6 protein-coding genes are annotated in these 12,735 nt (G+C 57.9%); 3 read left to right on the top strand and 3 right to left on the bottom strand.

What is annotated here, in order from left to right; translation table 11 throughout:
* Positions 1-218: 218 nt before the first annotated feature.
* Positions 219-434 carry a hypothetical protein gene (locus ACZ1J6_RS24270; protein WP_465128299.1) on the top strand — a complete coding sequence of 72 codons (216 nt, stop codon included), beginning with the start codon at positions 219-221 and terminating at the stop codon, positions 432-434.
* Between the two features lie 2,792 nt (positions 435-3,226).
* Here the strand turns inward: ACZ1J6_RS24270 and ACZ1J6_RS24265 are convergent.
* Positions 3,227-4,426, bottom strand: a complete 1,200-nt coding sequence (locus ACZ1J6_RS24265) for an MFS transporter (protein ID WP_465128298.1) — start codon at positions 4,424-4,426, stop codon at positions 3,227-3,229.
* Positions 4,427-5,789: 1,363 nt separating this feature from the next.
* On the opposite strand from ACZ1J6_RS24265, the gene ACZ1J6_RS24260 reads away from it, so the two are divergent.
* Positions 5,790-6,233: a hypothetical protein gene (locus ACZ1J6_RS24260; protein WP_465128297.1), complete on the top strand. Its 444-nt coding sequence runs from the start codon at positions 5,790-5,792 to the stop codon at positions 6,231-6,233.
* 540 nt (positions 6,234-6,773) lie between these two features.
* Here the strand turns inward: ACZ1J6_RS24260 and ACZ1J6_RS24255 are convergent.
* Positions 6,774-7,043, bottom strand: a complete 270-nt coding sequence (locus tag ACZ1J6_RS24255) for a hypothetical protein (protein WP_465128296.1) — start codon at positions 7,041-7,043, stop codon at positions 6,774-6,776.
* Between the two features lie 593 nt (positions 7,044-7,636).
* Between ACZ1J6_RS24255 and ACZ1J6_RS24250 the strand changes: the two genes are divergently transcribed.
* Positions 7,637-10,966, top strand: coding sequence for a S41 family peptidase (locus ACZ1J6_RS24250; RefSeq protein WP_465128295.1), 3,330 nt, complete (start codon positions 7,637-7,639; stop codon positions 10,964-10,966).
* A gap of 682 nt (positions 10,967-11,648) precedes the next feature.
* Here the strand turns inward: ACZ1J6_RS24250 and ACZ1J6_RS24245 are convergent.
* The gene (locus tag ACZ1J6_RS24245) at positions 11,649-12,734 is read right to left on the bottom strand and encodes an amidohydrolase family protein (RefSeq protein WP_465128294.1); all 1,086 of its coding nucleotides are present in this window, start codon (positions 12,732-12,734) and stop codon (positions 11,649-11,651) included.
* Position 12,735: the final 1 nt, after the last annotated feature.

Raw genomic sequence — 12,735 nt, 5'->3', positions numbered from 1 at the left:
TCGCGCGTCTCCGAGCCGATTTCACGGAACCTCGCAGCTGCTCAGGACTTCAGGTTAACTCCACCAAACTGCATCGCCGTGCGACGCATCCAGCTTGGAGTTTCGAATGCCCAGTTACCTAAAACTTGGAGTGGCCCTCTTGATGGTCGCCAGCACCGGACTTGCCGCGTGCACTGATGACCGCCCAGGCCGCTACCGCCCGCCGCACGGAGACCGGTATGATCGTCATGATCGGGATCACGACCGGGGCCGTCACCGCGGCGATCATCGTCGTGATGGTGATCGCGACCGGGGGGAGTGGAATCGCCCGCGCTGAGGGCGGTATTACCGGGGCGGCGGATGATTTGGCGCCGCCCGCTCTTTTTGACAATCAGTTCGATCAGCATTTGTCAGTGTTTTTCTTGACCGCGTCAGCAGCTGCAATCGGCTCGTGAAGCCCAGCGAACCGGCACGGCCATGCAGTGACCCAGCCCTTTGTGTGTCATTTGTGGTGAATTGCGCGCTCGCCAGGATCAGCGTCTGGGATTCGGTCAAGTGGTTCGCTCTTCAGCGGCGTGCCAAGGCGAGCGGCTTAGCAGTGCCATCGCGCGTACATGCGAAGTACTGACAGTTCTCAGAGTGCCTCGCCGGCTGCGGTCAATGCGACTGTTCGTCATTGTCAGGTCACGACGCTAGCGGTATGCCACTGACAATACACAGAATTTCCACTATGGTTGTCCCTTACAGGCATACCGTTTTCGCGCTCAGGGATCAAAGTACCGCGGCAAGGGCGGGGCTGCTTTGTTGAGATCATCTCGCAATTATGAGAAACGCGCAACTTCCGCCCTTCGCAAGCGCTATCCTCCCACTCGGGTGAGAACGACCCACGTCTCATGCAAGGAGGCGCACCCGATCCAGTTGATGGATTGCTTTGAAAAGCCATCAGTCTGCTTCGGCCAGACCCATCACGCTGAACCTCAGGTCCCGCGGCCGAATACACCTCTGCGGGACCTCTTTTATTATGCGCGCTTTACTCCAGGCCGGGTTTCTCACCGGCTGTCATATATTTCTGACGAAGCCAGACTCACCGTAGTCGTTACGTGAACGGCATCTGTGCTGCCGCCGCCGGCGGTGATCGTATTGCGTTGGCACCGCGGGACTAACCCATCCCTCGAGATTAGCTTTAAGCATATTTGTATCCTGTAAATACAGCCGATTTACAGCCCACCCCGGTTATCGAGATTGCGTCCCGTCCGGGAGGCGGATGTTTTGACAGGTAGCGATCGCGCAAGCTTCGCAATCGGAGTCTTTCTTCCCACTCTACGCTTAGATCGCAGGCGTCGAAGCTTTTTAAGTCAGTCAAAACCTGATGAACGCCGATCGACAGCATCGGCCCGATGCAAGTAATATTGGCGCGCAATCCAATCTATTGGACGGCGTGTTTTTTCGCAACCTATTGCCCAGGATATAGAGTTCCGATCTTTGTCGTGCTGCGTTGAAGCTATTTCGATTTTTCTCTAGGAACCGATGCCAATCTAGCCTCGTTGCCGTAATCGGATCTGTAGACGGATCAAGTTCGGCGGCATGGCTCTCTCCCAAGTTGCCCTATGCCGAGCGGTGAGAAGGGGGCGTTTCTCGATATCGAGAATACGCCCCCTTCGATCTGATCCTGTTCCGTAAGGACTTTGAGATGTATGGCGTACCGATATTCGAGGATCGCCAGATGATTGGTAAAGAAGCATGGATTGGCCGTCCACTCGAAGGCGTGATTAGGCTTGTCCATAACACCTGATTGGCGGGCATATAATCAGGGCTGTGACTGTCCGCAGGCATGATGGCCGCATCGTCTTCAGAGCTCCATCGCTTATCTCGTCGATGTCCCTTAAAGCGCTTGCAAGTTAGGAACTATGCAAGGCGGCGCTGCCGGAAAACCGATCTTATCTATCGAGGGGTTGGTGACAGCGCCAATGCTCCTGATGCCTAATCAATATCGGCCAGCACACAAGTTCTCGCGGGGGCGGCCTGGCCAACGAACGCACTGCGATTGAGCCGGGACCCTTCCGCTCCTTTGGCGATCAAATCCGGATAACATCTGCGATTGACAGGTTAACGCGCCCTGCCCTTTTGATCGTTGCGGACGTGCGGCACGGCAATAACCGGTGGGTTGCTTGGTGAGTTGCCGCGTCTGCCATCACTTTGATTGCTTGGGAAGCGTCCGCTAAGTTAGCGCTTGAAGGTTGCGAGCGTTGAACGAGTAGAATGCCTTACGTTCTTACTGCTGCGAATATGACAACGGCCGATAGTCTTGAACCGAACGACAAGCCGTGGTCCGCAAGCGGCGAGGAACCAAATGCCATGAAGGCCGGACCTTTGACAGCCCGACCCTCCTTTAGACAACCACATCTGGACTGAGTTTAGCGGCAGACACGGACCTTGTGGTGATGGCGCCATTCCGTCCAACAGCGCCGATCATTTCCGCGATAGCGGTGGCCGCTCCAATGCCGCTGGCGATCATAGCGGCGGTGATCGCGATAGTGATCGCGTCGCTCCTCGTACCGGTGGTGATCGCGAGGGTGTGCGTCTGCCGTCGCTGCCGCGCCGAGGCTACCGGCCACTCCTGCAAGTACCAGCAATAATTTAAAAGTTTTCATAGTCGCCTCCTTATGCGTGAGGCCATGAGACGGTTCGCTGGATGAATTGCCGATGTACGCTGCGACGACCTGTGGCAGGTGCGCTGCAACAAGCGGCGTTGGGCCTCAGTTCGGGGATCGCTTTTACCCGCCTCCCCAAACCATCACCGCGACCGGATCAACTTGACCTCAAGGCGCGCGGCAACGCGTGGGCTAAACTCTAGGCCGAGCTCGCTCGCAGCAACGCGGCCATGGTCCGTTCGGCGTCTCGGGCAGATTTGCGCTCGTGCTGGTAATGCGTCTGCGGCGGCGGGGATTCTGGTCAATAGCTCCGAACGCATGCGACATGATGGTCCCGCGCAATGGCTCGTTTGCGTGAGCGCGGACAAGATCGCGCTGGTCAACAAGCTCATTCGCCAGCTGGCCGATCAGCAGCCTCTGCGCTGAATGCCGATTTTGGAAATCCGTCGACAGAGGTCGCCTAGGTCGGCCCCATTGCCGCCGCCCCTCCACTGAGAGTTCACGAGACAAAACGGCGTAGGAGGCTGAACTGGTAAATGGAGGGAAGGTAGGTTGGATAAGGATTCCTTGGTTTGATCTGAAATCCGGTGGGTAATTCACCTAGCCCTATACCTGCCCAATGAGGCGATCAGCGCCTGGACGCCGATTAATCCAAGGCCACAGACCAGCAACCCCAGATCAGCGCTGCCGGTCGAGTCAATGGCTGCTCCGAAAAGCGGCGGCCCGAACGCTGCGCCCAAGCTGAACAAACCCAGCACTAAACCGTAAGTGGCCCCGTAATTCTCCAACGCGGCATAGCGACTGGTGAAATAGGCTAGCATGTCGACTTCCGCGCCTGCGGCAAGGCCCAGCATAAGCGCGGCAGGAACAGCAGGGCCTTCCATCCAGAGAATGACGCATGCGATGATGGGTGATGTCAGGAACAGGCAGGCCACTCGCGGAGCGTGAAAACGGTCGAACAGCCAGCCGACCACCAACCGCGAGACCAACACTGCCATCCCAACGAGGGCCGCCATGCGCGCGGCCTGCGCGGGGGAGGTACCCCGGTCGATCAGCATCGGCACGAGATGGACGATCAGCGCTGCCACGATCACACCCAGCAGAAACCCAACCAGCGCAATGCGGCCAGTGGCAAAGTTGATTTCTATCTTTCCGCGATCGTGCGCTTGCGCCCTAAGGTCGGACGCGGGCTCCTCGCGACCGGTCAACAAGCTGACAGGAATGCCGATGGCCGCCACGATTGCGGCGAGCGCCGTCAGCCCGGCGCGCCAACCATGGGCGGCTATGAACGGGCCGAGCAGCGCAGGGGCGAGCATCGCCGCCGTTCCAGTGCCCATCAGCATCAGTCCCAGAGCCAGACCGCGATGGTGGTCGAACCGCAACGAAACCACGCGAGCCCATATTGCGGGCGTTGTACCACAGCCCGCCAGCGACACGAGCAGCCACAGAGCATACCATGCGGTCAGCGAAGGGCCGGTTTGAGCCAGCGCCAGAAAAGCCAACGGAGTTGCAATATAACTGGCAATGGCGATGGTACGGTTGCCAACGCGATCGGCCAATCTTCCAACGATCGGCGCAGACATGAAGATGCCTAACTGTTGAAACGTCGCCGCGCCGGAAACCTGCGCTCGCGTCCAGCCGAACTCGGCCTGAAGCGGGGTCACAAACAGGCCCAAAGAATAGAAGCCAACGCCCATCATGCCTACGCCAATTGCCAGCGCCGCGCCCAGGATCGTCGGCCACCCGCCTCCAAATTCAGAGTGAGCGGAAAAACGTGTGGTTGTAACTTTTGTCATCCTTTCACGCTGACACAGCTATGCCCGGTGCGCACTCGCCAGAATGAGCGCATTCGCAGGACGGATATCAGCCCGCTCTTGATATATCGGATCGCGTGTAGCCGCCCCCTTCCCGTCGTTCAGCGGTCAATTTTATGGTTCAGGGTTCAGCCTGTACGCTTTCCTCCTCTGCGTGATCGACTAGCCAGATCTCCGGTTTTCGATAAGGTCGGATGGCGGATCACTTCGACCTTTGCGATGCCTGTCCGGTCAAGGGCCGGTTAGCGTAGCTCGTGCCTGCAATATCTCCATGATGCGTGCCGCCGCCATTTGCGCAGAATTCACTATCCCCAGAAGGGCGAAGGTACCGCCGAGCATGAAGATGCAGTAGCTGCGGACGGTGGCGACAAGCGAACTCGTCAGCCGCCCGCAAGAACGGGTATGCGCCAAGGTTTCTGAGTGCGGTCGACTCGGTCTTCCAGCCCATCGCACCGGTGCCGGAAGGCCTGCGCTCCGATCGGCATCACCATTTCGCAGACGTTGAGAATTTATAGATCAATTGTCTTAGAAACAAATTCGGAGGGTAATGAAATTTACCTGGAATTGAAGCTATCTTTTTTAGTAGACAGGTTTATATAAAAAAATCCCGGAAGCGTATTGACGTTTATTGGCGCTTTGCGGCTCCTGTTAATCTGCCCTCGATGTGCGCCGTCTATGGCAAGCGTTTGTAGCTGCCACCGGGTTGGAGAACATACTCATGGCCGTCAAAGACGATTATCTTGCACGTGCCGCCGCTGCGCTCGCAGAAGCGGAAATGGCTGGCCTTCAGAACGTGAAGGAAAGATGCTTGCGCTCTGCCGAGGCATGGAACGCGATGGCGACAAGGGGCGAGCATACCTGGTCGCTTCGCTCTAACCGGGAAGCATAGCCTCACGGCCACAGCTCGCATGGCCGAGCTCTTGGTAGCGGATAAGGCTTCGGCACTGTCGGCATGTAATGGCTAAGGGTCAGGTTCGAGGCAACAAGGTAGCGCACAAACCGAAAAAGCCCTTCCTCCCAAACAGGATGCCGCGAAACCTTCCACAAAAGAATTGGCAGTATCTTCAGAACCGAAGCCATAGTGAAGTGGGCTCAGCGGACTGCCTGTATTGGAGGCTTTGATGCATCTGGTGTCCGTTCAAAGACGGGCTTCTGGCTCCTGCTCACGCAGTCTCGACCGGCGCGGACCCAAGTTTCGTTCACTCGTGTTCTAGCGGAGAAGCGCTTCGTGAAAGGTATTGGGAAAAGTTCAACGGTGCAAGGTACGCTCACTGTCGTCAGAAGCAGTCTCTTCGCCAGTAAATGACCGGGGAATTCCGACAAAAAAAGGGATTCTGCGATGAAAATGTCTGGCAAGGAATTTGCGTCAAGCTCGAATGGTGACCGCTGGCTCCTGGCGCGAGACGATATGGACGGCGCAGGCTATGTGATACATGAGGCTAACAAACCCTCAGGCGGGGCTGTCACGCGCATCGAGATTGGTGATTTTCTCAAAAGCTCACCAGCAGCGTCTGAGCATTTGGCTCTGCTCAGTCTGATCGGCGCGGTGGCAGCGCACGGTCCGTCAATCCTCAAAGACGAGCATATCGGCATGAAGATGCTTCGCCGCGCCTCGGAGGATGACGCGGATAAAGCCCTGTTTGGCGCAAAAGTGGCATTGCCCCTGACGACGAGCTACGAAGCGCTCGAGTTCTTTAACTGCATGCTGGATGTGCTGTCGGGTCAGCGAGAGAGCGACGAAGCCGCCGACGCCTTGCGCATGCCGGTGGGTTTTGGCAGCACTCACTGAGTCGCTGCCGGTCCGAGTAGCGGCTCTTCACGAAATTCCAGACCTGACAAGCATGGATTTGCAGCCAGCTAATTCGCACATCGGTTTCCGGTTCTGCACGACTTGGCTTTCGCGATTTGGCTGGCGTGACGTGCAAAATCCCATTCAGTTCGAGCCTTCGCTGGATCGGATAGCCGTTATCTCCTGAGAAAGGCTCCAGTCAGGACGCAGCCGAACTGGTAATCGGGATGTCAATGCGGGAGGCGGGGACCTCCTTAAACCGCTTATTGGGAAATCGGTCTTACCCGGCACCCTCCTTCGCGCTCTTTTTCTAACGAGATGAACCGGCCGCCCCAGCTACGGAGATCAGAGCTATAGCGACGTTATACCACCCAACGTAGTCACTGGGGGCCTGGCGTCTGCGATGCATGTGGCAAGGAAGTCCGGGAGGCTTCGGTATCCTACCGTCTCGGCCTGCGCGGGCGAACAGCCGCATAAACTCTCCATGCATGGCCTTGAAGTATTTATCATCTTTCAGCGCCGAAGACAGCAGCCATCCTATCAGTGAATGGTGGCCGAGCCGCCATTATCATCGTCGAGAAAGGCTTCGATCCCCTCCTGCTCAACTGCGCGCTTAAACGCGTTTAAAGCTGTCATGTCGCTATCGAACGGCTCTTCCCAAACGGTGGAAGTGCCAGCTTCATTGACCACCTCCAAGGTCCAGCCCTCGTCCTCCTCAAGTTTGAAGATCACTACTCTGAGAGTAACGCCGTCCTGGATAAAGGTCTGCGAATGCGGGGAATCTATGATGGGAGGGTCAATTTCAAACATGTCCGTCTCCATGGGCGTTCAAGATGGTATACGCCAGCCCGCAGCTCGTTGGTAGGCAAAACGCGAAAGGTCCCCTCGGGGCGGCTGAAATCAAGCACGAACAAGCAGGAGAGTTCATTAGCTCCAGTTCCAACACGCGATGAGGTGGTAGGACACTGATCTTGGTGCGGTGCACTGTGCCTTCATGAGCGTGCCAAGCTGACGCGGCCCTTCGGCTCCGGCGTGGTCGATGGGCACGGCTTCTGAGCGGGCGGTATACCTGAAAATAAACATATTGCTTGGAGACTTATGTCTCGGTGAGGCATAGACGGTTCTGCCTATGGTCCGTGGCCCAGCGGAAGGCTTATAGCGGCCATCCCAATCAACAGTACAGTCCGGCAAAAATCCGGAACTTGACCTCGCGGTACATAAGCAACCAGCACCCCCGGCAGAACTCGCGGTAATCCTGCGAACCGGCTGCAGACCTTTCTATACCGCTTAGACCAGCAACCGAAACGGATATAACTTCGCTGCTGATGATCGCCGCGCAGGTTGCGCTGCGCTCCCCAGATGGGCCATGATCGCTTCAGGTGTTCGACCAGGGGCTCTCTAATATGAATCGTTTTCGCGCGATCGCGACCAGCTTGTTCGCTCTGGCGTCTTCTGCTGCCTACGCAGAACAAGGCTACTATCAATATCCGAGCGCTCGCGCGGACGTGCTTGTTTTTGCCAGCGAAGGCGATCTTTGGCGCACCAACCGAAACGGCGGGACTGCCACCCGACTGACGAACCATGTTGCCGAGGAAAGTGACGTTCATATCTCACCGAACGGCACATTGGTAGCTTTCACTGCCAGTTATGACAGTGACCAGGACGTCTATGTCATGCCGATCGGCGGCGGAGCGCCCCGCCGCCTTACGTTTGAGGGAGGTATGCTGCGCACGGTAGGTTGGACGCCCGAGGGCAAGGTTATTTACGCCTCTCGCATCACTGGTGCGGGTCAAGGGGAAATACTCTACACCGTCGATCCAGCTGGCGGAGAAGCCACCCCTATTCCGCTTTGGCGCGCCAACGATGCGACATACGGTCAGGACGGCCAGACCCTGTTCTTTAGCCGCCGGGGCTTGACCGCCCGCGCGCGTGACAATGCCGTTCTCTACAGGGGCGGCGGAATGGAACAACTTTGGCGTTGGCGGACCGGCACGGCTGTGGAGGCAGTCCAGCTGCTGGCGGGCTTCGATGCACCAATTCGCTTCCCGATGGCTTATGCTGGCCGGGTTTACTTCATTTCGGACAAGAGCGGCGCCGATGCTGTCTGGTCAGTGAACGAGGATGGCAGCGGTGTAACCAAGCTCTCCGCCGAAATGCCGTTCCCCGTGCTTCAGGCCAGTCTCGATACAGGAGATATCTTTCTTCAGAACGGGGCGGACATTCATGTCTTCTCCTTGCGGGACAATAGTCTGCGCAAGCTCTCCATCGACATTGTTACCGATCGCGAACAAACGCGACTGCGTTCGATCGGCGCACCTTTGAGCCAGTTGGAGGGCGCCCGGATATCGCCGTCGGGCGAAAGCGTGGCTGTAACGGCGCGCGGGCGGGTAGCACTGGGTGCGCCCAAACAGTTGCGCCGGGTGGACTTCTCGGTGCCGCTGCAGGCTCGCGCCCGGCAGGCGGTTGCAGGGCCGAACGGCGAGCGCGTATTCATGGTCCTGGACCAGGGAGAGCGCGGCGACATCTACACCATGCGATCGGACGGTTCAGGAGAACCCGCCGCGATCACGCACGGCTATGACGCCTACATTTGGTCCTTTGCGCTCTCGCCCGATGGGAAGGCGTTAGTCTTGTGGGACAAGCAGGCCCGATTGCAAAAGGTGGATATCGCCACCGGCCGCGTCACCCTGCTTGCTACAAGCGATGCCGGCGATGACGAGCCCTTTCATAACCTCGTCTTTTCGCCAGATTCAACGCACATTGCTTATGCGGAGGTCTCTCGCCGCAACAATGCTAACACCACCGACATTTTCCTGCAAAATATAAATAGCGGTGCGCGCGTGAAGGCGACCTCAGGCAAGTACAACGACTATGCGCCTACCTTCGCCCATGACGGGGCATGGCTCTATTTCCTGTCCGACCGCAATTTCGAACCGACACCGGGCAGCCCTTGGGGCGATCGCAACATGGGTGTGGCATTCCCAAATCGCGGCGAAATCTATGCGCTCCAGCTCGATCCAGCGTCGGAGTTCCCTTTTCGCGAGGACAACGAGCTAAGCCGAAAGCCCGACGAAGAACCCGAAAGCGATGAGGAACCTTCTTCGGACAAGGACAAAAAAAGGGATAACGGAAAGAAGGACGAGAAACCGAAGGCTGCGCATATCGTAATCGATGGGGTATCGGAACGTCTTTACAAAATTCCGACCGAGCCGGGGATGAGCGAGATGCTGCTCGCTTCCAAGGACTTTTTGTATAGCCTGAAAGATGACAAGCTTGTCTCGATCGCGATCGACAAGAGCGATCCAAAAATTGAGACTTTCGCGGACAAGGTCCAAAGTGCCGATATTTCCGCAGATGGCAAAACTCTCCTGGTGGTCACAGGGCCCGCGAAGAAACCGGCGCTCATGCTGGTGCCCGCCAAGAGCAAGTTACCTGAAAAGACCGAGCCGGACACCGTTAGGCTGGACGACTGGCGTCTTACTGTTGATCCCGCCTCGGAGTGGAAACAGATGTTCGTCGACGCCTGGCGGCTTCACCGTGACTTTGCCTACGATCCGGCCATGCGCGGTGTCGACTGGATTGCGGTGCGGACGCGGATGGAACCTCTTCTGGCCCGCATCGGGCACCGGGCCGAACTCAATACGATCCTCGGCCAGATGGCCTCACAACTGGGCATCCTGCACAGCCAGGTGCGCCCCGGTGACTTGCCAAAGGATGACGAGAACAGCGCCATGGCTTTTCTGGGCGCGCGTTACACCGCAGTTGCGGGAGGGCTGCGCGTGGACAGTATCTTCCGGGCAGAGGCAGACCTCGTTTCCAGACGTCCTCCGCTCAGCCGGCCAGGCGTCGATGTTCGGGTTGGGGACGTGATTCGCCGTGTCGACGGCCGACCCGTTGCCTCACTTAGCGCTCTCCGGCTCGAACTGGCGTCGAAGGCCGGCCAGGAAGTTCGCCTTGATGTCACACGAGGGACCCGTGCGCTGAGCGCTATCGTCGAGCCGATGACCTTTGATGGCGAAGTAACCGCCAGCTACCAAGACTTCGTTGAAGGTAGGCGCCTTGCTGCGCAGAAACTGTCGGGAGGAAAAATCGGGTATTTGCATCTTCGCGCCATGGGATCGGACGACGTCGCCAGTTTCGCGCGCGACTACTTTGCACAGCTCGACAAGGACGGCCTCATCATCGATGTGCGAAACAACAACGGCGGCAATATCGACAGTCTTATCATCTCGATGTTGATGCGCCGCCCATGGGCATTCTGGGCCAAGCCCGATGGCACCGGCGTTCCAACGACGAACATGCAGAATGCCTATCGTGGCAAAGTCGCCGTTCTTATCGACGAGAGGACCTACTCCGATGGGGAGACTTTCGCCGCCGCGATCAAGTCGCTCGGCATCGCCCCGCTGATCGGCAAGCGCACGGCGGGGGCAGGCATCTGGTTGTCCGATCGCAACCGGCTGAGCGACGATGGGGCAGTCAGAGTGGCCGAGAACGCGCAATATGCAGCCGACGGTACCTGGATTGTGGAGGGACACGGCATAGGCCCGGACGTCGAAGTGGAGAACGGACCGCATGCGACTTTCGAAGGCCGGGATGCCCAACTTGAAGCGGCAGTTTCCCTCCTTCAGCAGGAGATCGCAAAGGACCCTATCCACCTCCTCATACCCAAGCCATTACCGCCATTAGGCGTGCCGGCAAGCGACGTGACCCGATCGAATTCAGACCTGCGGTAAATGCCGCTGCCGGCGGCGCCTTTTCCGCCGCCGGCAGCACCTTCACGTGATGCAGCCCCTGTTTATGCGGACAGGCAAAAGGCGTTTTACAGGGGCTATGAAATATATTGCGAATGGGCGAATAAAGTATGGTTTTAGCGACCGATGCCGCGGCAGGGTCACACTGTCAGCACGGCAGAAAGGCAGCTGTGAATACCCGTGGCTATTGCTCGCCTGAGCAGTGCACGGTGGCCAATCCTGTGGGACGCCGCTGATATTTTTCTCTTGTGGAACTCAGGGGTAATGCCGGGACGGGGGGATGTCTTTATCGTATGGGCAGCGCTTGCGCCGGATTATTCGCAAATATTGCGGTATTGCTCTTTGGTTTTAGTTCAATTCTGTCGTCCCAAACTAATATAGTTTACTTGTAAATCCAGTCGAATTTTCTTTTACCGATATCTCGTCATATCTATTTTATTCAACAACACCTCCGCAAACGCGGCGAACATCCTGAAACGTCCTATGATTGGCGGGCCTGGTGCGCAGGGCGCCTCCTAGTTTACACTTGGCCAAGCCAGCGATGGCGGCGTACCTGCATCGTCAGCTTCATCAAGGCTGGTGAGCCAATTGCAAGTTTGACTGGTCACTCATTTGCATCTTGGGGGATACCTCGCACAAAGCCGGTGTCTTGAAGAGATGACGCTTATCGAACGAGCAATCTTTGTTTGTAATAATCCGCTTGGGCGTAAGCGGGTTGGTTGGACTGGATCACAGCCCATTCAGCCGGCGTCAAAGGGAGGCGGGGGTAGAGCGCCCCGTAATAGCGGGCAAGGTCGCCGCTGAATGGGTAATCTGAGGCTGGCACGAAATGAGAGAGGCCGATCCGGCGCATCACGGTAGCCATGGCCACCAGGTTGGCGTCAGAGGTGTCGGCCCCCCAAACTTCGGCGAGATCGAATGTCAGATGCTCGGCGAGCAAGGGTTGCGTCTCGAGCGCCTTGGCGAAGGCAGCAAGGGCAGAAAGCGTCTGCGGGTCCGTCCCCCCCCACCCCGCAGCGTGAGCGATCTGCACTGGGGTATTGCCGGCCGCCGGCAGAACCACACGTACAAACGATTCTACGTCCCTTGCCCCGTAATCCGGTGCCCGGGTTCGCATGTGGATCGTGATCGCGAGGTGGGAGCGAGCAGCAGCACGCAATACCTTCGCTAGTTTGTGGGCCTGGGCGGGATCGCGCAAATCCACGCCTGAGTTGGTGAGATGGATCTTCACTCCTGTCACATTGGGGTCTGCGCCCCAATACGCGATCTCCGACAAGGCAGTGTCGGTCATCGGGTTCACGCCGATATAGACGCCGAAGCGCCCCGGATACTTTCGGGCTTCGGCCACAGTCCATGCATTCGCCGCGTGCAAGATATTGGCGTGATCCGGATTCTCCGGCACCATCATCGGGCTTTCCGCAAGGTAAGCCGTGGACATGATAAGACCCCGCCGAATTCCGGCTTTGTCCATCTGCGCGATGAGTTCGGCCATTCCATAGGCCCGGGTAAACGCTTCAGGACACTTGCCAATCCTGCCGGGACTGGAGCAGTAGCCCGGCAGGAACGCGAGGATCGCGGGAGAATGAACATGAAGGTGATGGTCCACTGCCACCGACACCTGCGATCCGGCTGCAGCAACAGTGGGGGCCGAAGCGGGCGGCGTCGACGGCGCGCGGGCAAAGCCGGGGTCCACTGCCGGCAGCACTGAGGCGGCCAGGAGGATCACGGCGATCAGGCGCCCGCTTCGCATC

It is taken from the genome of Novosphingobium sp. BL-S-21 (genome assembly GCF_055521655.1).
The sequence above is the reverse complement of the archived record's forward strand: the minus strand, read 5'-3'. Positions and strand labels throughout refer to the sequence as shown.

What these genes read in the sequence shown, in the direction of transcription:
- ACZ1J6_RS24245 (WP_465128294.1), bottom strand. Translation starts at nt 12,734, where the DNA reads ATGCGAAGCGGGCGCCTGATCGCCGTGATCCTCCTGGCCGCCTCAGTG.
- ACZ1J6_RS24260 (WP_465128297.1), top strand. Translation starts at nt 5,790, where the DNA reads ATGTCTGGCAAGGAATTTGCGTCAAGCTCGAATGGTGACCGCTGGCTC.
- ACZ1J6_RS24250 (WP_465128295.1), top strand. Translation starts at nt 7,637, where the DNA reads ATGAATCGTTTTCGCGCGATCGCGACCAGCTTGTTCGCTCTGGCGTCT.
- ACZ1J6_RS24255 (WP_465128296.1), bottom strand. Translation starts at nt 7,043, where the DNA reads ATGTTTGAAATTGACCCTCCCATCATAGATTCCCCGCATTCGCAGACC.
- ACZ1J6_RS24270 (WP_465128299.1), top strand. Translation starts at nt 219, where the DNA reads ATGATCGTCATGATCGGGATCACGACCGGGGCCGTCACCGCGGCGATC.
- ACZ1J6_RS24265 (WP_465128298.1), bottom strand. Translation starts at nt 4,426, where the DNA reads ATGACAAAAGTTACAACCACACGTTTTTCCGCTCACTCTGAATTTGGA.